A 21739-nucleotide genomic window follows, 5' to 3' on the forward strand; every position below is an offset into this window, starting at 1 on the left:
TTGTTAGTTTTTTATTTAATAAGGTCTATTTTACTGTTCCGAACGGGTCCAGTATCTTTCAATCTCTTCCAGAGACTTTCCGGTAGTTTCCGGTACGAGTTTCCAGACAATGAGCATATACGGTACACACATGATGGCGAACAGGAAGAATGTTCCGGCTGGAGTAAGATTCTGGAGCATCCAGGGGGTTAGCTGTCCGATCAGATAGGTACCGATCCAAAGAGCGAATCCGGCAATGGACATTGCTAATCCGCGTATTTTGGTAGGGTACATCTCAGAGAGAAGTACGAATATCACAGCGCAAATGGAAATGGCGCAACAAAAAACATAACACAGAAAGAAGGCTAACAGAAACAGGCTGGAAATATTCCAGGCATTTCCGAGGAGGAAATAACTGCCAATGAGTATCAATGAAACGACCATTCCGGATACCCCATAATATATCAGTTTCTTGCGTCCTACTTTGTCAATGATGAGAAGTGCCAGGATAGTGGTCAGTGTATTCACAAGTCCTACAAGAACCTGATAGAACAGAGAATCCCCTCCTGAAAGACCGGCATTCTCAAAAATAGAAGGGCCGTAGTAGAGAACTGCATTAACCCCCATAAACTGTCCCAGAATAGCAATACATACACCGATAATGACTGCTTTCAGAATACCTGGTTTCAGAAGGATAGACCATTCTGAACGGGTTTCGGAAACAAGGACGGATTTTGTCTCGTTTAGCTGGAAATCAGCTTCTTTAAATGAATTGTAAATCTTTTCCAGAATATAAGTGGCCCTCCTTTCTTGTCCTTTTACTATCAGCCATCTGGGGCTTTCGGGTATGAAAAAGATAATAATGAAGAATATTATGGCTGGTAATGTCTCCATGCCTAACATACCTCTCCACACTTCTGTAACTACTATTTTTTCTAACCAGGCGATAGGTAAGTGGTTTCCACTCTCTGAATATGCCAATAACTGGTAGTTGACAAGGTAAGCTCCTAGAAAACCGACAGTTACGGCCAGTTGATACAGGGAGACCATTCTGCCTCTGAATTGTGCGACGGAAACTTCGGAAATGTAAAGAGGAGATACAATAGAAACGACACCAATCCCGATGCCACCTATGATTCTATAAACAACTAACTGGTTAAAGTCAATGCAAAAAGCACAGCCGATTGCTGATGTAGAAAACAGAATGGCAGAAAGTATCATTGTTCTTTTACGTCCGATGCTGTCGCTCAATATTCCGGAAAAGAGAACACCGACAATCGATCCGATCAATGCGCATCCTACATACCATCCTTGTTGCAAGGTGTCCAACTGAAACAGATGTGTCACCTGAGCTATTGTTCCGGATATGACAGCAGTGTCATAGCCGAACAGAAAGCCTCCTAAAGCAGCAACGACTGAAAGGAATATGATATAACCCAGATTAATTGTTGCTTTCATATAGTTTATTTGATTTCAAAGTATTCTCTGTATCTGTCATATAAATGTCCTGCTTGCAGATAAGCTGATTGCGGACTTAAAAAGTGAGAAAACTCAAAAGTGATTGCTTTATCATATCCGGCACGTTTTGCCGCTTCCAGTTTCATGCGGAGTTTGTCGAATTTGATCGGCAGGAACCGGATGGGCATATCGCGGTCGAATGTTTCCGCGTTTGTCCAACATTGCATTCCGTATTTGTCTGCCAGTTTCTTGTTTACAGTGAAAAAAGCATCCAGTTCATCGTAGTCGATGTGTCCGTCTTGAAAAGCACAAGCGTCTACTACATCGTGTATGCCATCAAAAATTTCATTCCATTCTCTCTCATGTTGTTCTACGGATACAGCATCCTCCCTTGTCATTTTTCCGGTTCCCATGACTGCCTTTTTACCATCAATCCAAGGGGATATAAAAGTAGGGAGGCCATTCGATACATCTTTGCATTGTTTACCCATGGTATGAAATGCACCGATAGCTCCTTTGGTATTACGGCTGATTTCCGTGCTGATATACCAGCCTCCGAAACTCTTATACTTTTCACCGTAAGTATTCCATACTTCGTCAATCACATATTTATTATATTCCACTTCCCACGACATATCACGTGTATCCCAATAATGACCGGTGTCATACAGTCCAAAATAAAACTTCATGTTATATTTTTCAGCCAGTCGTAAGTACATATCTACTAAATCCACGGAAGGCATATAGCATCCTTTTCCTAATAGATATTTGGACGGATAAGTGATGAACTTGCGATATCCGGAACGGATCATAATAACGGTATCGATACCAATTCTTTTCATGTGCTGAAAGTCGAGATCCCATTCTTTTTCTCCCCAGTTCTGGTGTGGAATATCGTGGGATATTTCATCTAGAAAAGTGCCTGTGATTTTCAGACCATTATTTTTCGGTACAATTAATTGGCTGTCCGTCCTTTTGCTCGGAGAGAGAACGAATTCACTTTCATCTTCGCCTTCAGCGGCCAGTAGTGTGGGAGCCATTAGGGCGGAGGCTCCCGCTAATGCGGCTTTCTTTAAAAAATCTCTGCGATTATTCGCTTCCATAGTTTACTTTTTTTAGTTTCTACTCTTTTTAGTATATATTTAACCTATTGAATTTTCTAGTAGTTTAATATTTATTACTAGCTCGGAATTATTTGCTAGATTTATTAATCCCTTTGAGTTGGCGCTTTTAATTTATTAATTAGGAATTTATTATTACGTTATTTATTAATTAGGTGATAATTTATGATTAATTTTATTAATATGGCATTAATATTGCCCCATTCGCAGATGGGGCATTTGATGTTTTCTAGTGTATATTTTTCATAGGCTAATCATTTTAATCAAGTAATTTAGGTTACTTGGATGAATTGATAGAACAAAGTTAGGCATCCAGAGTCGATTTTTTGCGCAAAAAAACGAAAAAGTGTATTCAAAAAACGCATCTTTCTACTCTTTGGGAGATTTATTTGCTGAATATAAGTACCATTCAAAAAAATCATATACAATTTCGTTTGATTCAGGGGTTGGGTCATGATTGACTCTATTGCTCATTGCGACTTTATTGCGGTATCCTAAGAGCCGGTTGACCGCTATTGTATGGTTTAGCGCTGTCCACCGGTCTGTTCCGTCAGAGTATCTGTCCTTGATTTCAGTTCGTCGTCTTTGCCAGTCTTCAACGGTTCTGACTGTATCTCCATTATAATATAATGAAGGAGAGCGAAAATTTCCATATACATTTTCGTATTCTGCGGGCGGGCGGAAGTGGCTCGATAACTTATTCCATAGGTTAGAGGAGTCATAATTTCCGCTATTTTTGTTTCCGCTGCATCCTGCTAGAAATGCTACCAGATGAACGATCAGGATGAATAGCACGATTTTCTTTTGCTCCATAAGTGTTGATTGACTTTAAGAGTTAACATTTACCGAACAAAGATATGCCACTTTAGTAATGCCTCCGGTACTAAAAACGAAAAGCTATATTCGAAAAACGAATAATTTATTTTTTATCTGTTCTTGATTTTTTCTCCCGATATTCCAAAGGGGAACATCCTTTGAACTTTTTGAAAATCCGGGAGATATTATTATAGTCTTTGAATCCGGCTTCCGTTGCAATGTCTGCCAATGAACGATCTGTAGTAAGAAGTAAATCGGCCAGATGGTTGACCCGGCAGTTTAAGATATACTGATAGATGGAAGTATGCATCGCATTTTTGAATTTCACTTCAAAATTTCTGCGTGAGAGCGGAATCTGTGCCAACAAAGACTCTATGGTCAGGTCGGAATTGTAATGACTTTCTATGTATTTTACAACTTCGAGAATGTAAGGGTCCTTTATATTATGTTTTTCTGTGGATTGCCGCAATTCTATGCGGATAGGGTTGATGACGATATTGAAGGTCCCTTCATGTTCCTTTTTGATTTGTTGATGAATGAGCCTGCCTATAGAATATCCTCCTCTTTCTACTTCGAGCTCTATGGATGAAATGGGTGGATCGGAAATATTACACATCAGTTCGTCGTTATCTACACCCAATAGAGCAATTTCTTCCGGGATCTGAATATTGTTCATCTGGCAAGTTTCAGAAATGAACAAGGCGTGCGCATCATCACAACAAAATAGAGCGACTGGCTTAGGGAGTTGCTGCAACCATTGACTTACTTCCATTCTTATTTCGTCTTCCTGCTTATCCGATTCGAAACTGAAAAATTCACCTCCGATACGTTTTATCTCCTGGCGATAACCTTCGCAGCGTTCGTCAGACCAGACAACTCCTTTAACACCGAAATAAGCAAAATTGCGAAACATCCGTTTGGCAAAAAACTGGGCTGCCATTCTTCCCGTACCTTTATAATCACCTGTCAGATTAGAGTAAGTGACGCTCCGGTGATGATAGTTTTGTAGCACTACCGGAATATTCAGCTCCTTCTGCAAATCGATTGTATCGTTATTCCATTGTCCGATAATGGCGTCGGCTTTCCATTCTTTCGCCCATTTCAGAATACCTTGTTCGCCATGCATTGTGCTATAATAAGAAGGTAGTCGGTAAAAGAGCCAGGGACCGTTTTCTTTGGAGTATTGGACAAGGCCCTGTAGCAGTTTCCTGTCAAAATCGCTTGAATAGTCTATCAATAGAAGAATCTTAATCATTGTTTTATGTTTTTCTTTAGATATGTAGGGATGCACAAATATAAAAGAATTCTTTTGTTCTCTTGCAATGAAGACTTATTTTTGTTGCAGCCAACTTATCTGACACTCGGGTGTGTATTGACGGAAATGGTTTGATGCTATTCCTTTTAATCTATATATGCCCGAAGAGATGCTGACCAAAGAAATGAAGAAAGCGGACCGGGAACAGGAACGGGAGGAATATGACCGTATGGTGGCACCGGAAATCAACGAAGAAGTCTAGGAATAAGATAAATTAATACCCTCCCTGGCTTATTTATGAGATAAATCCCTATCTTTGTGGCACTTTTTACGAAAAAAGCAAATTCAAATTAATAGATATAGAAAAGAAAATGGCACAAGAAGACGTTTTTAAGAAGCTTGTATCGCATTGCAAAGAGTATGGTTTCGTATTTCCTTCGAGCGATATCTACGACGGACTAGGCGCTGTGTATGACTACGGTCAGATGGGCGTTGAATTGAAAAATAACATTAAGAAATATTGGTGGGACAGCATGGTGCTGTTGCACGAGAACATTGTCGGTATCGACTCTGCCATCTTTATGCATCCTACTATCTGGAAAGCTTCCGGACACGTTGACGCATTCAATGACCCTTTGATTGACAATAAAGACTCTAAGAAACGTTATCGTGCTGACGTGTTGATCGAAGAACAGTTGGCAAAGTATGACGATAAAATCAATAAAGAAGTAGCGAAAGCTGCCAAGAGATTCGGCGAATCTTTTGATGAGGCTCAATTCCGTTCTACCAACGGACGTGTATTGGAGCATCAGGCAAAACGTGACGCTCTTCACACTCGCTTTGCTACAGCTCTGAACGACGGTAATCTGGAAGAGTTACGCCAGATCATTATTGATGAAGAAATCGTATGTCCGATTTCTGGTACAAAGAACTGGACAGAAGTTCGTCAGTTTAATCTGATGTTCTCTACTGAAATGGGTTCTACTTCCGAAGGAGCAATGAAGGTTTATCTTCGTCCGGAAACTGCACAGGGTATTTTTGTAAACTACCTCAATGTACAGAAGACAGGTCGTATGAAAGTTCCTTTCGGTATTGCACAGATTGGTAAGGCTTTCCGTAACGAGATCGTTGCCCGTCAGTTTATCTTCCGTATGCGTGAGTTCGAACAGATGGAAATGCAGTTCTTTGTAAAACCGGGAACCGAACTCGACTGGTTCAAGAAATGGAAAGAAATCCGTCTGAAATGGCACAAGGCTCTTGGTTTCGGAGATGCAAGCTATCGTTATCATGACCATGATAAACTGGCTCACTACGCAAATGCGGCTACTGATATTGAATTCCTGATGCCGTTCGGATTCAAGGAAGTGGAAGGTATTCACTCTCGTACTAACTTCGACTTGTCTCAACATGAGAAGTTCTCAGGAAAGAGCATCAAATACTTCGATCCGGAACTGAACGAATCTTATACTCCGTACGTAATCGAAACTTCTATCGGTGTGGACCGTATGTTTCTCAGCATCATGAGCGCAGCTTATTGCGAAGAACAACTGGAAAATGGTGAAAGCCGCGTAGTGTTGAAATTGCCTGCTGCTTTGGCTCCGGTGAAACTGGCTGTTATGCCGTTGGTGAAGAAAGACGGTCTGCCTGAAAAGGCCCGTGAGATTATTGACAGCCTGAAGTTCCACTTCCATTGCCAATATGATGAAAAGGATAGTATCGGTAAGCGTTATCGCCGTCAGGATGCTATCGGTACTCCGTACTGTGTGACAGTTGATCATCAAACATTAGAAGATAACTGCGTGACATTGCGTAACCGCGATACCATGCAACAAGAGCGTGTAGCTATCTCTGAATTGAATAATATCATTGCAGACAGAGTAAGTATCACTTCTCTATTAAAAACTTTACAATAAACCTTTGACGAATGAGTAAAAAGATCTATTTATTCTCCTTAGTATTGCTGGCTTTGGTGTTCACTGCTTGTAGTGAAACGGAAGAGACGAGCAAATATGATAACTGGCGTGCACGTAATGAAGCTTTTATAGACTCGATCGCTAGTGTGTATGATAGTCCTGAAAATCAAGCTTTGGCTAATAATAATCCGGAGAAACTTCATCGTTATAAAGATGAGGTAACAGGTCAATGGATATATGTTAAGAAGGTGAAAAATGGGACAGGCAAAGAGTTGCCTCAATATACTTCTACGGTAAGTGCACATTATCGTATGTCTTATTTCAATGGAGATGTAGTTCAACAGACTTATACAGGAACAGAGCCTACAGAGTTTGATTCTCCGGCAAATTTCACATTGAATGGTGTTATTTCCGGTTGGTCTTATACGTTGATTCATATGGTAGCTGGTGATTTTTGGACTTTGTATATTCCTTATCAAAGTGGGTATGGTTCAAGCACTAATGATGATAATCTAGAAGCTTATTCTGCATTAGTATATAATGTTAGGTTGGAGAAGATTGTAGAGAGATAATCTTATAACAATATAATAAATACGAATATAGGTGTTGGGTCTAAATGATACAACACCTATATTTTTTCATAATAATAACAGACTTACCTTCTTAGAGATTATACAATATCGTTTTTCTAAAAGTATATAAGGAATTATTTCTTTTGTTTTGTTCCTCCTTGCTTGAATTACAGAAGATTACATTTTTGATTTTTTTTATACTACTCTCCCTAATCTGCAAATGTGTCATTCATGGCAAGGCTATTACTTTGTTTAGTACGACTAATCCTGAAAATGTGAAAAAGAATATCGCTGGCTATTCGTGAAGCGGCAGAATTGGTAAGAATGAGGAAACTGGTTGAGTTCTGATAAGTTCTTTTGATGAGTATAGTTGTTGATGCCCGTTGTTCCGGGTATGTAATAGGTGTGAGATGGGGTAATGTAACATGGGTAAATATAGATGTAACATCCTTTATCCGATATGTAGCATCACAAAGAAATCATGTAGCATACTTGGGGTAATATATCTGTTTGCATTTTCTATTTTTGTGATGTGGAAGATAACAAGGAACATTTATAGAAAACAAATATCATGAAAACAAAACTCAAATTGACGACTGGTCTTGTTTTGCTCACGATCTGTCCTGCGTTGCAAGCACAGAATCCAGTGGTGCAAACCTCGTACACTCCTGACCCGGCACCCTTTGTTTATCGGGACACCGTATTCCTCTTTACAGATCATGATGAGGATGATGCCCAATACTTCAAGATGAAAGACTGGCAACTGTACAGTACCACTGATATGGTGAACTGGACTTATCGGGGGACTCCTATGTCGACAGCTACTTTCCAATGGGCTAAACAAGGAGACAATGCTTGGGCTGCACAAGCAGTAGAACGCAATGGCAAGTGGTATTGGTATATTTGCGCCGAAGACACTACGAAGCATTTGCATGGAATTGGCGTAGGCGTAGCAGACTCTCCCACAGGTCCCTATACTGATCCTCTGAAACGTCCGCTTGTTCCGGGCGATTGGGGGTATATTGATCCTTCCGTTTTTATCGACGATGATGGGCAGGCGTATCTCTTCTGGGGAAACAACGGGCTGTGGTATGCCAGATTGAATGAAGATATGATTTCTTTAGGCAGTGAAGTGATAAGAGTTAATACAGAAGATACGGACGCTTTCGGACCGCTTGTGGTGAAACATGATTATCAGTTGAATAAACGAATCCCGAAAACCAATTATGAGGAAGGACCGTGGGTGTTCAAACGCAACGGAATCTATTATCTTGTCTATGCTGCCGGTGGAGTTCCGGAACATATGGCTTATTCTACTGCAAAGAATATCAACGGTCCATGGAAATATCAGGGGCGTATAATGAATGAAGCGGAAAACAGCTTTACCATTCATGGTGGAAGCATCGAATTTAAAGGGCGGAATTTCATGTTCTATCACAACGGCCTTTTGCCGAACGGTGGAGGCTTTCGTCGGTCTACTGCCATTGAGGAGTTCACGTTTGGTGAGAACGGTGAGATTCCTTTTATTCCTTTCACTAAAGAAGGAGTACGTACCCCGACTGCCAACCTGAACCCTTATCAACGGGTAGAGGCTGAAACAATGGCTTTCGGTTATGGCTTGAAGACGGACCGCCTGCCTGGCAATAATCATTATCTGACTTCCATTCATAACGGCGATTGGCTGAGACTTCGTGCCGTAGACTTCAAGAACGGAGAAGCGAATCATGTTGTCGCTTCTCTTCCTAAAGTAAGAGCAGGTGGAACCATTGAATTTTATGTAGACAATTTGGGTGGAAAACCGATAGCTATATTGCCTGTCGCACCAACTGATAAGAAGCAGCAAGAGTGGCAAGCGGATATTCAGAAGAAAGTGACCGGCATACACGACTTGTATTTGCTTTTCCGGGGTGGTGACGATGAATTGTTTGATTTCGATTGGTGGCAATTTAAATAATTCGTTTTCAAATAATTCGCTTTCAAATAATAGATAATATAGCCAGTTAACAAAAAACGATGATTATGCTGAAAACAAAAATCAACACTATTCTGCTGTGTACTCTTTTTACATGGTTCTTCCCGCTATCAGCCGGAGCACAATACCGTAATCCTATTCTTTATGCTGACGTGCCCGATATGTCAGTATGTCGCGCAGGCGATTACTTTTATATGGTTTCCACCACTATGCACCTGATGCCGGGAGCGCCTATCATGCGTTCGCCGGACATGAAACATTGGGAAACTATCAGCTACGTATTTCCCCGCATTGACGATGGTCCCCGTTATGATCTGCTCGAAGGTACTGCTTACGGGCAAGGACAATGGGCATCATCCATCCGCTATCATGACGGTAAATTCTATGTATGGTTTACAGCCAATGGCGCGCCCGGACGCGGATTTGTCTATACTGCGACAGATCCGGCCGGTCCCTGGAAACTTCTTTCGCGCCCCCCGCATTTCCATGACGGTTCGCTTCTTTTTGATGATGACGGGCGGGTGTATCTCTTTCACGGTACAGGACAGCTTACGGAGTTGAAACCCGATTTGACCGATGTACTTCCCGGTGGCATCAACCAGCAGATCTTTGAACGGGATGCTGACGAACAAGGTCTGTTGGAAGGTAGTTCCGTCATCAAGCATAATGGGAAATATTACTTGCTGATGATTTCTATGGATTGGAGTATTCCCGGCCGTCTGCGTCGTGAAGTATGCTATCGTGCCGATAAGATTACCGGACCTTACGAAAAACGTGTCATTCTTGAAACAGAGTTTGACGGGCATGGCGGTGTTGGTCAGGGATGCATCGTAGACGGGAAAAACGGTGAATGGTACGGACTGATTTTTCAGGATCGTGGTGGCGTAGGGCGTGTGCCGTGCCTCATGCCTTGTACATGGACGGAAGATGGTTGGCCTATGCTGGGAGACAAGAATGGGCGCATCCCGAATGATACCACTTTATCGTATATGTCAATGGAGGGTATCTGCGGTTCGGATGATTTTTCCGCTTCCGGGCTTTCCCTCTATTGGCAGTGGAATCATAACCCCGTCGATCAGGCATGGAGTCTTACCGATCGTCCCGGATTTCTGCGTTTGAAAACCTCCCGTGTGGTAGATAACCTGTTTGTTGCTCCCAATACGTTGACCCAACGTATGGTAGGACCGAAATGCATGGGCACTGTCAGTCTCTCTCTGGCGGGGATGAAAGATGGTGACCGTGCGGGATTATCGGCTTTTAATGGTGACAGCGGTGTGCTTACGGTTGAAAAGAACGGAAATAAACTGTCTCTTGTGATGAGTGAACAGAAAAGTGTGTTTGATAAAACGAAGCATGCCATTAGCCGTGTGGATATGACCGAACAAGCCCGTATACCTCTTAAAAAAGAGCTTGTCTACTTGCGTGTGGAAGGTGACTTTACCAATGGACGGGATGAGGCACGTTTCTCTTATAGTCTTGATGGGAAAGCATGGATACCTGTCGGTCTGCCTATTAAGATGAAATTTGACTACACCCGCATGTTCATGGGCAGTAAGTTTGCCATATTTAATTATGCTACACGTTCCGTGGGCGGTTATGTGGATGTAGACTCTTTTGATTATTCGTTCTGTGATGCGTCAATGTAACACACAAATATGTATTTGTCACCAATGGAACATTGTTTTATTGGGAAATAGGCTATTTTTGTTTCCAAATTAATCATAACTAATAAGTATATAATATGATGAAAAGAGGTTGGATACCGATTATGGGTGTTTGTTTGGTGTTATCGTTTTCGGCATGTAAGCAGTTGCTGCCTTATCAGGACACTTCTTTAACGGCGGAACAACGGGCGGAGGATTTGTTGCCCCGGTTGACTTTGGAAGAAAAAGTATCAATCATGCAAAATGCGTCACCTGCTATCCCCCGGCTGGGGATTAAAGAATATGAGTGGTGGAATGAAGCGTTGCACGGTGTGGGACGTGCCGGATTGGCTACTGTTTTTCCCCAGTCTATCGGTATGGGAGCTTCTTTTAATGATTCATTATTATATGAAGTGTTCAATGCCACTTCCGATGAGGCTCGCGTAAAATCGCGTATTTTCGGTGAAAGTGGCGTGTTGAAACGCTATCAGGGATTAACATTCTGGACACCGAATGTCAATATATTCCGTGACCCTCGTTGGGGACGTGGTCAGGAAACCTACGGTGAAGACCCTTATCTGACAGGACAAATGGGAATGGCTGTAGTCCGTGGCTTGCAAGGACCGGAAGATGCCGGATATGATAAGCTGCACGCATGTGCCAAGCACTTTGCCGTTCATTCAGGACCGGAGTGGAACCGGCATAGTTTTGATGCGGAGAATATAGCTCCCCGGGATTTATGGGAAACCTATCTGCCTGCTTTTAAAGATTTGGTACAGAAAGCGCATGTAAAGGAAGTGATGTGTGCCTACAATCGTTTTGAGGGAGAACCTTGTTGTGGCAGCAATCGCCTGTTGATGCAAATATTGCGGGATGAATGGGGATACAAAGGCATTGTAGTCTCTGACTGTGGAGCGATTTCCGATTTCCATAGACCGGGAACGCATGGGACTCATCCGGACAAGGAACACGCTTCGGCAGCTGCTGTGCGGACAGGCACAGACCTTGAATGTGGAAGTGAATATGCTTCACTGGCGGATGCTGTAAAAGCCGGGTTGATTGACGAAAAAGAAATAGATATTTCATTGAAACGTTTGTTGACAGCACGTTTTGAACTGGGAGAAATGGACGAACAACCGGCTTGGTCGGAAATTCCGGCCTCTGTGCTGAATAGTAAGGAACATCAGGCATTGGCTTTGCGTATGGCTCGTGAGTCATTGGTGCTCTTGCAGAATAAAAACAACATCCTGCCTCTGAATACCCATCTGAAAGTAGCCGTTATGGGACCTAATGCCAATGACTCCGTGATGCAGTGGGGAAATTATAACGGTATTCCGGCACATACGGTTACCTTATTGGAAGCTGTCCGTGCCAAACTACCGGAAGGGCAAATCATATACGAACCGGGTTGTGACCGTGTGGACGGAAAGACACTCCAAAGCCTGTTTGATGAATGTAGCATAAACGGTAAACCCGGTTTCCTGGCAGAATATTGGAATAATCGTGAGCGTGAAGGGGAAGTTGTTGCTACCGATCAGATTTCCACTCCGTTCCATTTTGCGACAACAGGGGCTACTACATTTGCGCCCGGTGTGGAAATCACTAGTTTCTCGGCTCGTTATGAATCAGTCTTTCGTCCTTCGCAGTCGGGTGATGTTGTTTTCCGTTTTCAATTGGACGGTGCGGTGACACTTATTATCGACGGCGAACAAGTGGCGGAAAAAGTATATGTAAAAAATCCGACGAATCTTTATACCTTGCAGGCAAAAGCAGGAAAAGAATATAAGGTCGAAATTCTGTTCACTCAACGGAATGAAGGGGCAACCCTCGATTTTGATATGGGCAAAGAGATGGAAATCAATCTGGATAAGGCTGTAGAGAAAGTAAAAGATGCCGATGTGGTTCTTTTTGCAGGTGGAATTTCTCCAAGTCTGGAAGGAGAGGAAATGCCGGTTGCTGTTCCCGGATTTAAAGGTGGTGACCGTACGGATATTGAACTTCCCGCTGTTCAGCGTAATCTGTTGAAAGCATTGAAGAAGGCAGGAAAGAAGGTGGTCTTTATCAATTATTCCGGTTCGGCTATCGGGTTGGTGCCGGAGACAACTACTTGTGAAGCGATTCTGCAGGCATGGTATCCGGGACAGGCGGGTGGTACGGCTATCGTTGATGCTCTTTGGGGAGAGTATAATCCCGGCGGACGCTTGCCGGTCACTTTCTATAAGGATGTGAATCAATTGCCGGACTTTGAAGACTATTCCATGAAGGGGCGTACCTATCGGTATATGCAACAGCAACCACTTTTCCCATTCGGTCATGGGCTGAGTTATACTACGTTTACTTATGGTGAGGCTAATCTAAGTAAGAATACGATTGGAAATGGAGAAACGGTTACGCTGACTGTTCCGGTAAGTAATGTAGGGCAGCGCGACGGAGATGAAGTGGTTCAGGTTTATCTGCGGTCTCCGGCAGATAAAGACGGTCCTCGTTATACCTTGCGTGCTTTCAAGCGCGTCCACATTCCTGCGGGGCAAACTAAATCAGTAACCATTCCTCTTACCTATGAGAGTTTCGAATGGTTTGATGAGGCGACTAATGCCATGCATCCGGTGGCTGGTACGTATGAATTGCTGTATGGAGGCTCTTCCGATGAAAATCAGTTGAAAGCGATAGTGATGGATGTGCAATAATCATACTTCCTGATTTTATCCGATTCATTGGAACTATTTACTTTCTACTGCTGATATAAATAAGAGGCTGTCTAAAAAGTCGTTAATAACTCTAACTCTTTCCTGAAGGAGGAGAATTTAATAGAACCGACTTTTTAGACAGCTTCCTACTAGAAAAGATTTTCTTCTTTTATTTCTCATATTCTCATCATTTTAGATAATACGCAGATTATCAGGTGTGTTCCTTATGAGAAATACTTTCCGGAAATTCATTTCTCATACTTTTCCTCCTTATTTTATTCTTATTCTCATCCTATTTGGGGGCATATCAAGGTATTTCTCATAGTCAAATGCCCTTGTTTGCCTCTCTATCCTATGAGATATATAGAGCTACTTCACGTCTGATTCATTAATAGAAAAGTTTCTCTTCATTACCGGTAAACTTGTTTTTAGTTACTGGTAAAGTTGTTTTGCGCCTATTGCAAACTATAAACGCAAGTTTTGTTTTTATAAATGAAGCTTGCGTTTATATAATTGCAAGTTCCGTTTTTATAAACAAAGCTTGCAATTATAGATTGTAATTAAGAAAAAACAAGTTTATATACTGAGTTGCAGAAGTTTTCAATTAATAGGGAGCAAGTTTATTATTAATAGATCAGATCCTTTCCATTAATACTTATCGTGAAATCCTCCCATTCCACAGGCAATTGTCCTTAGTTGTCTTTTCAATCTGACATACCTCTTATCATTTTATGGATTTAAGACTGGTGTAACATCGAAAAAGAAGAATGTTACATGTCTGTGATAAATGTAACTTATATATAGATGCCTGTAGCATGATTCTACATATATGATAAAACCGAATCGATACATTTGCAAACACTACTATGGAACAGAAAATTATAGAAAATAAAAAGTGATATTATGAGAACATTAAAATTGATTTTGTCGGGTTGGCAATCCGTGGCGCTTGTCGTATCTTTTATGCTGTTTTTTAATATGGAGGTGAGTGGCAAGGGTAAAATAACGAAAAATGCTCCTGTCTTTACGCAATTTATTTATCAGGGAGAGGATGCTATTTATCAAAACAATCCTTTAAAGCCGGGTGAGTTCTATAATCCTATTTTGCAGGGTTGCTATCCCGATCCGAGTATAACGCGGAAAGGGAATGATTATTATTTAGTGTGCTCATCTTTTGCCATGTTTCCCGGGGTGCCTATTTTCCATTCTAATGATTTGGTCAACTGGAAACAAATCGGTCATGTGCTGGACAGAACATCACAATTAAAGGTTGAAGATTGTGGTATTAGTGCTGGTGTATATGCTCCTGCTATAAGATATAATCCCCATAATGATACGTTTTATATGATAACCACTCAATTTTCCGGCGGCTTTGGAAATATGGTGGTAAAGACAAAGAATCCGGAGAATGGCTGGAGCGATCCGATCAAACTTCAATTTGAAGGCATTGATCCTTCTCTTTTCTTTGATGATAATGGCAAGGCATACGTGGTACATAATGATGCTCCTGCTCAGGGAGAAGAACGTTATTCGGGACACCGTGTCATAAAAATATGGGATTATGATGTAGAAAATGATAAAGTGGTTCCGGGAACAGACCGGATCATCGTAAACGGTGGCGTCAATATAGAAGAAAAGCCGGTATGGATTGAAGCTCCTCATATCTATAAGAAAGACGGACGTTATTATTTAATGTGTGCCGAAGGAGGAACCGGAGGCTGGCATAGCGAAGTCATTTTTGTGAGTGATCATCCGAAAGGACCTTATCTTCCGGCAAATAATAATCCTATTTTGACTCAACGTTATTTTCCTGCAGACCGGGCGGATAAAGTAGACTGGGCTGGTCATGCAGACTTAGTGGAGGGACCCGACGGAAAATATTATGGTGTATTTTTAGGAATACGCCCCAATGAGAAGAACAGAGTGAATACCGGACGCGAAACTTTCATTCTTCCGGTGGACTGGAGCGGAACATTTCCCGTTTTCGAGAATGGGCTTATCCCTATGAAACCTACATTGAAGATGCCTTCGGGAGTAGAGAACCAGACAGGGAAAAACGGTTATTTGCCTAGTGGCAACTTTGTCTTTAAGGATGATTTCTCCGATAAGACATTAGACTTAAGATGGATCGGTCTTAGAGGTCCTCGTGAAGATTTTGTTGATATGACCGATAAAGGGTTGCGCGTCATCCCTTTTACTACGAATATCAATGAAGTGAAACCTACTTCTACCTTGTTCTACCGTCAGCAGCATAATCAATTTACCGCGGCAGCGACCATGGAGTACAAGCCGAAAAATGAGAAAGACTTTGCCGGTATAACATGTTATCAAAATGAAAGATATCACTATGTTTTCGGTATCACTAAAAAGGGAAAAGACTATTACCTGATGCTGCAAAGAACCGAAAAAGGGCAAGCGAGTGTCCTGGCTGAGGTGAAAATAGAAATAGAGAAACCTGTGACACTGCAAGTGGCAGCCAATGGAGATGATTATCGTTTTGATTATTCGATTGATGGCAAAAGTTTTACCAATGTAGGAGGAACCGTTTCCGGTGATATTCTTTCTACCAATGTGGCTGGTGGCTTTACGGGAGCAATGATTGGCTTGTATGCAACATCTGTTGGTAATTAATTAGAAACCTTATTATTCTATAATTATGAAAATACATCATCTGTTTTGGGGTATATGTGTATGCTTCAGCACCCATGTCTTATTCGCACAGAACTATCAGAAAACATCGTCAGGCATTAAGACCACTGTGAATGCGGTGGATATAGAAGTGCAATATGAAAAAGGAACTTATACGGAAATTCCAATCTCTTGGAATAATGCATCTCGTAAATTGACGATAGGGGCAAGAAAAGGTGCGTATGAGGGAATGTTGAAGAACCGTAAGTTTACTGTAACCCTTCAGGACGGAACTCAAAAAAGCGTCGATTATAGTGGGAAGGCAGTTTCTGTAAAGTTTTGATTGTAAATAAAATGTGTGATTATGTCAGTAGAAAAGAATCTGAAAAGTAGAAATAGGATGAAGTTTTTTATAGTAATGGCTATGCTATTGGGGAGTAGCGTTGCAAGTGCAGAAAATAAACAGATAACAAGTCCTGATGGGAAGCTGGTAGTAACAGTCTCAGATACGGATGGAAGACCTTCTTATTCTGTTAGTTATGACAATGTTCTCTTTTTGCAACCATCTCCATTGGGGATGGTTGCAAATATAGGAGATTTCTCATCGGGGATGTCGCTGGAGAAGAATGTTTCAACCAATAAAATAGATGAAACATACGAGTTGGCTTCTATTAAAAAGAGCAAGGTTCGTTATGTGGCGAATGAAGCTGTATTTTCGTTTACACAACAAGGGAAAACAATTTATGACGTTATATTCCGCATAAGTAATAACGATGTTGCTTTTAAATATAAGATGTATCCGCAAGGTGAGACACTAAGCTGCGTGGTTGAGCAAGAAGCCACAGGATTTGTGTTTCCTGACGGAACCACCACTTTCCTTTGTCCGCAAAGTAAACCGATGGGAGGATTTGCCCGTACTTCTCCAAGTTATGAGACGTCTTATACGGCAGATGATGCCGCTGGGAAAAATGGCTGGGGAGAAGGATATACATTTCCCTGTCTGTTCCGTAATGGGGATAACGGTTGGGTGCTTGTTTCCGAAACGGGAGTAAATGGTGGATATTGTGCGAGCCGTCTGTTGGGACACAAAGGAGGAACGTATACAATCGGATTTCCGCAAGAAGGTGAAGCGAATGGAAATGGTACGGCTTCTCCGGGGATAGCGTTACCGGGCGAGACGCCTTGGCGTACTATCACTGTGGGCAAGACTTTGGCTCCGATAGTGGAGACAACGGTTCCTTTTGATGTTGTAAAACCGCTTTATCCGGCAAAAGGAGAGTATACGTATGGCCGGGGTTCATGGAGCTGGATTATCGGTATGGATGGAAGTACTAATTATAAAGAGCAACTCCGGTATATTGATTTCTCGGCAGCAATGGGCTATCAGTCCGTGTTGGTGGATGCTTTGTGGGATAAGCAAATAGGGCGTGATAAAATGGAAGAATTGGCTAAATATGGGAAGGACAAAGGGGTAGCTCTTTATTTGTGGTATAATTCGAATGGGTATTGGAATGATGCTCCGCAAACTCCGCGGGGGATTATGAATAATGCCATAGCCAGACGTAAGGAGATGAAATGGATGCAAAGCATTGGTATCCGTGGAATAAAAGTTGACTTTTTCGGAGGCGACAAGCAAATGACTATGCAGCTGTATGAAGATATCTTGTCGGATGCAAACGAGTACGGTCTTCTGGTTATTTTCCATGGATGTACTTTGCCTCGTGGCTGGGAACGTATGTATCCTAACTTCGCATCGAGCGAGGCTGTATTGGCTAGTGAAAATCTTCATTTCTCTCAAGGCAGCTGTGATAATGAGGCTTTTAATGCCACCCTGCATCCGTTTATCCGTAACACGGTAGGTAGCATGGATTTCGGCGGTAGTGCATTGAACAAATATTATAATGCGGATAATGCTCCGCGGGGAAGCCGGCGGGTGACATCAGATGTCTACGCACTGGCTACGGCGGTGCTATTTCAGAGTCCGGTACAGCATTTCGCCCTGGCACCGAATAACCTGACCGATGCTCCGTCGTGGGCTATTGATTTTATGAAAGAGGTGCCCACGACTTGGGACGAGGTACGTTTCATTGATGGTTATCCTGGTAAATACGTTATTCTTGCCCGTCGTCATGGAGACCAATGGTATATTGCCGGAGTAAATGCGCAGAAGGAAACACTGAAACTTAAAGTTAATTTGCCGATGTTCTCCAATGGAGAAAAGGTAAGACTGTTTAGTGATGATAAGGCATTGCAGGGTAGCGTAAAACAAATAGAAATAGGAAAGAAACAAGAATTACGGTTGGCTATTCCTTGTAATGGCGGAGTATTGATAACCAAATAACCATTTAAAATAAAAGAATATGAGAAACTTAAAATTTTTAGGCGTGTCGTTTTTGTTGGCAATGGCTGCCGCCACTTCGGGAACTGCACAAAATCCTATTATCCAGACAAAATATACTGCCGATCCGGCTCCGATGGTATATAACGATACCGTTTTCCTTTATACAACCCATGACGAGGATGATGCCGAAGGATTCAAAATGTTGGACTGGTTACTTTATACTTCCACCGATATGGTCAATTGGACCGATCACGGAGCGGTCGCTTCTCTGAAGAGTTTTGATTGGGTGAAACGTGATAACGGTGCCTGGGCAGAACAAGTCATCGAGCGTAATGGTAAGTTTTACATGTATTGCCCGATTCACGGTAATGGTATTGGCGTATTGGTATCCGACTCTCCTTACGGTCCTTTTAAAGACCCTTTGAACAAACCGTTGGTTTGGCAAAAGGAGCATTGGGATGATATTGACCCTACCGTGTTTATTGATGATGACGGGCAAGCTTATATGTATTGGGGCAATCCGAATGTTTATTATGTAAAGTTGAATGAGGACATGATTTCATATTCGGGGGAAATAGTTAAATTGGCTGATAGACCGGAACATTATCAGGAAGGACCGTGGGTATATAAACGTAACGGTCGTTATTATATGGCTTTCGCTTCTACTTGTTGTCCGGAAGGGATTGGCTATGCCATGAGTGACAAAGCTACCGGACCATGGAGTACGAAAGGATATATTATGCGTCCAACGGAAAGAACCAGAGGGAATCATCCCGGAATTATTGATTATAAAGGCAGTTCTTATGTGTTCGGCCTAAATTATGATTTACTACATCTGGAGACTTTCGACCATAAAGAACGCCGTTCGGTATCCGTTGCAAAAATGCATTATAATCCGGATGGAACTATTCAGGAAGTTCCTTATTGGCAGGAGACGAAACTGGAACAGATTGAAAACTTTAATCCTTACCGTAGAGTGGAAGCCGAAACAATGGCTTGGGGATATGGTCTTAAAGCTGAAAATCATAAGAATGGTGGTTTGTATATAACCGATATTGATGATAATGAATATCTGTGTGTGCGTGGTGTCGACTTTGGCAAGAAGGGAGCAAAGAAATTCAGTGTAAGCGCAGCTTGTGTTGAAAAAGGCGGAATGATAGAAATTCGTCTGGACAGCACGGAAGGTCCGGTAATAGGCAGTATCAGTATATTACCGACAGGAGGACTGGATATCTATAAGCAGATGTCATGCCGGATTAAGAATGCAAAGGGGGTACATGACCTTTATTTCTGCTTTAAGGGAGAGAAGGGAAACAAACTCTTCAATCTGGATTATTGGGAATTTAAATAGCTTTTCATAAAAAAATAAGATTGTAATATATTGATAATCAATGTGGTCATTGGGGCGTGCTACAAGGGAAAAGATAGATGTAACATTGAAAATAAAGATGTTATTTAGGAAAAGAAGCCCGTAACATAATTATATTTGTAGTTTTGTGAACTGGCATACCTTTGCAGAAAAGATCAGTGAATCGTATTTGATTATCAAAAAATAAGAAGTATTATGAAGAATACACAGGCAATGCAATTAATGTCAATCGTCTGGCTCTCCGCATTTATGTTGGGGATGACAGTGATGTCATGTAACTCAAAGAAAGAACAGCAATTACCGGCTATTGGAAAATCTGTGGCTCTCTTTGATTATTTCTCTTACAAGGGAAATGATGACTTTTATATATCCAATCCTCTATCAGGTGAGGACTATTTCTACAATCCTATTTTGCCGGGATGGTATTCCGATCCTAGTGTTTGCACAAATGGAGAAGGTGACTACTTTCTCGTAACATCTACATTCACTTATTTCCCCGGTGTTCCTATTTTCCACAGCAAGGACTTGGTGAACTGGAAACAGATAGGGCATGTATTGAACCGTGCTTCGCAATTAGTGAATATGGAAGGGCAGAAAGTGAGTGGCGGCATTTTTGCTCCGGCTATTTCTTATAATCCGCATAACAAGACCTATTATATGGTGACAACCAATGTAGGGGCCGGAAATTTCTTTGTGAAGACACAAGACCCGTTTGGTGAATGGTCGGAGCCTATTATGTTGCCGGAAGTCGGGGGTATTGATCCTTCTTTCTTTTTTGATGAAGATGGCAAGGCATATATTGTTAATAATGATGAGGCTCCGGATAATAAGCCTGAATATAGCGGACACCGTACCATACGCATACAAGAGTTTGATGTGAAAACAGATAAGACGATCGGTCCCCGTAAGATTCTTGTAAACAAAGGAGCTCAACCGGCAGACAAGCCAATCTGGATAGAAGGTCCTCATTTGTATAAGATAAATGGAAAGTATTTCTTGATGTCTGCCGAAGGTGGAACGGGAAATTGGCATTCGGAAGTGATTTTCCGTGGTGATTCTCCGATGGGTAAATTTCTTCCATGGAAAAACAATCCGATTCTGACGCAAAGACATTTGAATTCTGACCGTCCTAATTCGGTAACTTGTGCTGGTCATGCTGACTTGATTCAGACAAAAGAGGGAGATTGGTGGGCTGTTTTTCTGGCTTGCCGCCCTATTAATAATCAGTTTGAGAATTTGGGACGTGAAACATTCATGATGCCGGTGAAATGGAGCGAAGACGGATTCCCGTATATGACTCAAGGCGATGATTTGGTACCTATGATTGTAAAACGTGAAGGTGCGAAACGCGATACGACAGTTACTTATGGTAATTTCGAGTTAATAGAGAACTTTGATTCTTCTGTACTTGATATGCGATGGATGACTTTGAGAACTTCTGCATCCGAACTATATTCATTGACGGAAACACCCGGATATCTGACCTTGAAGTGTGCGGATATTAGCGCTACGGAAAAGAAGACCCCGGCATTTGTCTGCCGTCGGTTACAACATCATAAATTTGAATGTGCTACCCGTATGTTGTTCAATCCTTCTGACGATAAGGAGACAGCCGGAATGTTGTTGTTTAAAGATGAGACGCATCAATATTTCTTCTGTTTGAATAAAGTGGGTGAGAATAAAACTATTTCTCTGAAACAAATCGGTGAAAAGGAGCAGACATTGGCTTCAGATGAAATAGATGCAGATACAAATGAGGTATATTTGAAATTAGTATCTCAAGGAATTGGTTACGATTTCTATTATTCTGTTGATGGTGAAAAAAGCTGGAAACTGCTTTGTAAAGATGTAGATCCCAGTTATCTCTCTACTACAACGGCTGGTGGATTTACCGGCGCTACAATCGGATTATACGCTACTTGCAAATAATGATTTTTTTTATATAAATCTAAATACTAGTAACTATGAGTGGTATTTATAATGAT

General features: G+C 41.7%; 13 protein-coding genes and 2 pseudogenes. 11 read left to right on the plus strand and 4 right to left on the minus strand.

Annotated features, from left to right (window positions below; translation table 11 throughout):
• Window positions 1-30: 30 nt before the first annotated feature.
• The 4 genes from A4V03_RS00135 to A4V03_RS00150 all read right to left on the minus strand — a co-directional run bounded on the left by A4V03_RS00135 (window position 31) and on the right by A4V03_RS00150 (window position 4629).
• Window positions 31-1437: a sugar porter family MFS transporter gene (locus A4V03_RS00135; protein WP_065537479.1), complete on the minus strand. Its 1407-nt coding sequence runs from the start codon at window positions 1435-1437 to the stop codon at window positions 31-33.
• 5 nt (window positions 1438-1442) lie between these two features.
• Complete coding sequence (locus A4V03_RS00140; RefSeq protein ID WP_065537480.1) at window positions 1443-2540, minus strand: DUF4434 domain-containing protein; 1098 nt, start codon at window positions 2538-2540, stop codon at window positions 1443-1445.
• Between the two features lie 542 nt (window positions 2541-3082).
• Window positions 3083-3280, minus strand: a complete 198-nt coding sequence (locus A4V03_RS20940) for a hypothetical protein (RefSeq protein WP_065537481.1) — start codon at window positions 3278-3280, stop codon at window positions 3083-3085.
• 197 nt (window positions 3281-3477) lie between these two features.
• A complete protein-coding gene (locus A4V03_RS00150; RefSeq protein WP_065537482.1) occupies window positions 3478-4629 on the minus strand; it encodes an AraC family transcriptional regulator in 1152 nt (383 codons plus the stop codon).
• 139 nt (window positions 4630-4768) lie between these two features.
• Here A4V03_RS00150 and A4V03_RS21495 point away from each other — a divergent pair.
• The 11 genes and pseudogenes from A4V03_RS21495 to A4V03_RS00205 all read left to right on the plus strand — a co-directional run.
• A pseudogene (locus A4V03_RS21495) lies at window positions 4769-4891 on the plus strand (DNA-binding protein); the annotation flags it as partial.
• Window positions 4892-5000: 109 nt separating this feature from the next.
• Window positions 5001-6542 (plus strand): glycine--tRNA ligase, encoded by a 1542-nt coding sequence (locus A4V03_RS00160; RefSeq protein WP_065537483.1) that lies wholly within the window; start codon window positions 5001-5003, stop codon window positions 6540-6542.
• Between the two features lie 11 nt (window positions 6543-6553).
• Window positions 6554-7114, plus strand: a complete 561-nt coding sequence (locus tag A4V03_RS00165; RefSeq protein WP_065537484.1) for an FKBP-type peptidyl-prolyl cis-trans isomerase — start codon at window positions 6554-6556, stop codon at window positions 7112-7114.
• A gap of 571 nt (window positions 7115-7685) precedes the next feature.
• The gene (locus A4V03_RS00170; RefSeq protein WP_065537485.1) at window positions 7686-9068 is read left to right on the plus strand and encodes a glycoside hydrolase family 43 protein; all 1383 of its coding nucleotides are present in this window, start codon (window positions 7686-7688) and stop codon (window positions 9066-9068) included.
• A 65-nt stretch (window positions 9069-9133) separates the two neighbouring features.
• Window positions 9134-10732 (plus strand): glycoside hydrolase family 43 protein, encoded by a 1599-nt coding sequence (locus A4V03_RS00175; RefSeq protein ID WP_065540209.1) that lies wholly within the window; start codon window positions 9134-9136, stop codon window positions 10730-10732.
• 98 nt (window positions 10733-10830) lie between these two features.
• On the plus strand, window positions 10831-13416 hold the full coding sequence (gene xyl3A / locus A4V03_RS00180; protein WP_065540210.1) for a xylan 1,4-beta-xylosidase: 2586 nt from the start codon (window positions 10831-10833) through the stop codon (window positions 13414-13416).
• A 903-nt stretch (window positions 13417-14319) separates the two neighbouring features.
• On the plus strand, window positions 14320-16047 hold the full coding sequence (locus A4V03_RS00185; RefSeq protein ID WP_065537486.1) for a glycoside hydrolase family 43 protein: 1728 nt from the start codon (window positions 14320-14322) through the stop codon (window positions 16045-16047).
• 154 nt (window positions 16048-16201) lie between these two features.
• Window positions 16202-16387: pseudogene (locus A4V03_RS00190) on the plus strand (DUF5110 domain-containing protein); the annotation flags it as partial.
• A gap of 21 nt (window positions 16388-16408) precedes the next feature.
• The gene (locus A4V03_RS00195; protein WP_065537488.1) at window positions 16409-18385 is read left to right on the plus strand and encodes a glycoside hydrolase family 97 protein; all 1977 of its coding nucleotides are present in this window, start codon (window positions 16409-16411) and stop codon (window positions 18383-18385) included.
• Between the two features lie 19 nt (window positions 18386-18404).
• On the plus strand, window positions 18405-19736 hold the full coding sequence (locus tag A4V03_RS00200) for a glycoside hydrolase family 43 protein (protein ID WP_089280764.1): 1332 nt from the start codon (window positions 18405-18407) through the stop codon (window positions 19734-19736).
• Window positions 19737-19949: 213 nt separating this feature from the next.
• Window positions 19950-21683 carry a glycoside hydrolase family 43 protein gene (locus tag A4V03_RS00205; protein ID WP_065537490.1) on the plus strand — a complete coding sequence of 578 codons (1734 nt, stop codon included), beginning with the start codon at window positions 19950-19952 and terminating at the stop codon, window positions 21681-21683.
• Window positions 21684-21739: the final 56 nt, after the last annotated feature.

This window comes from Bacteroides caecimuris (assembly GCF_001688725.2).
In the GTDB taxonomy this organism is placed as follows: domain Bacteria; phylum Bacteroidota; class Bacteroidia; order Bacteroidales; family Bacteroidaceae; genus Bacteroides; species Bacteroides caecimuris.

Coding starts and splice junctions, on each gene's coding strand:
- A4V03_RS00185 (WP_065537486.1), top strand. CDS start 14,320: ATGAGAACATTAAAATTGATTTTGTCGGGTTGGCAATCCGTGGCGCTT.
- A4V03_RS00135 (WP_065537479.1), bottom strand. CDS start 1,437: ATGAAAGCAACAATTAATCTGGGTTATATCATATTCCTTTCAGTCGTT.
- A4V03_RS00165 (WP_065537484.1), top strand. CDS start 6,554: ATGAGTAAAAAGATCTATTTATTCTCCTTAGTATTGCTGGCTTTGGTG.
- A4V03_RS00200 (WP_089280764.1), top strand. CDS start 18,405: ATGAGAAACTTAAAATTTTTAGGCGTGTCGTTTTTGTTGGCAATGGCT.
- xyl3A (WP_065540210.1), top strand. CDS start 10,831: ATGAAAAGAGGTTGGATACCGATTATGGGTGTTTGTTTGGTGTTATCG.
- A4V03_RS00150 (WP_065537482.1), bottom strand. CDS start 4,629: ATGATTAAGATTCTTCTATTGATAGACTATTCAAGCGATTTTGACAGG.
- A4V03_RS00195 (WP_065537488.1), top strand. CDS start 16,409: ATGTCAGTAGAAAAGAATCTGAAAAGTAGAAATAGGATGAAGTTTTTT.
- A4V03_RS00160 (WP_065537483.1), top strand. CDS start 5,001: ATGGCACAAGAAGACGTTTTTAAGAAGCTTGTATCGCATTGCAAAGAG.
- A4V03_RS00175 (WP_065540209.1), top strand. CDS start 9,134: ATGCTGAAAACAAAAATCAACACTATTCTGCTGTGTACTCTTTTTACA.
- A4V03_RS00170 (WP_065537485.1), top strand. CDS start 7,686: ATGAAAACAAAACTCAAATTGACGACTGGTCTTGTTTTGCTCACGATC.
- A4V03_RS00205 (WP_065537490.1), top strand. CDS start 19,950: ATGAAGAATACACAGGCAATGCAATTAATGTCAATCGTCTGGCTCTCC.
- A4V03_RS00140 (WP_065537480.1), bottom strand. CDS start 2,540: ATGGAAGCGAATAATCGCAGAGATTTTTTAAAGAAAGCCGCATTAGCG.
- A4V03_RS20940 (WP_065537481.1), bottom strand. CDS start 3,280: ATGACTCCTCTAACCTATGGAATAAGTTATCGAGCCACTTCCGCCCGC.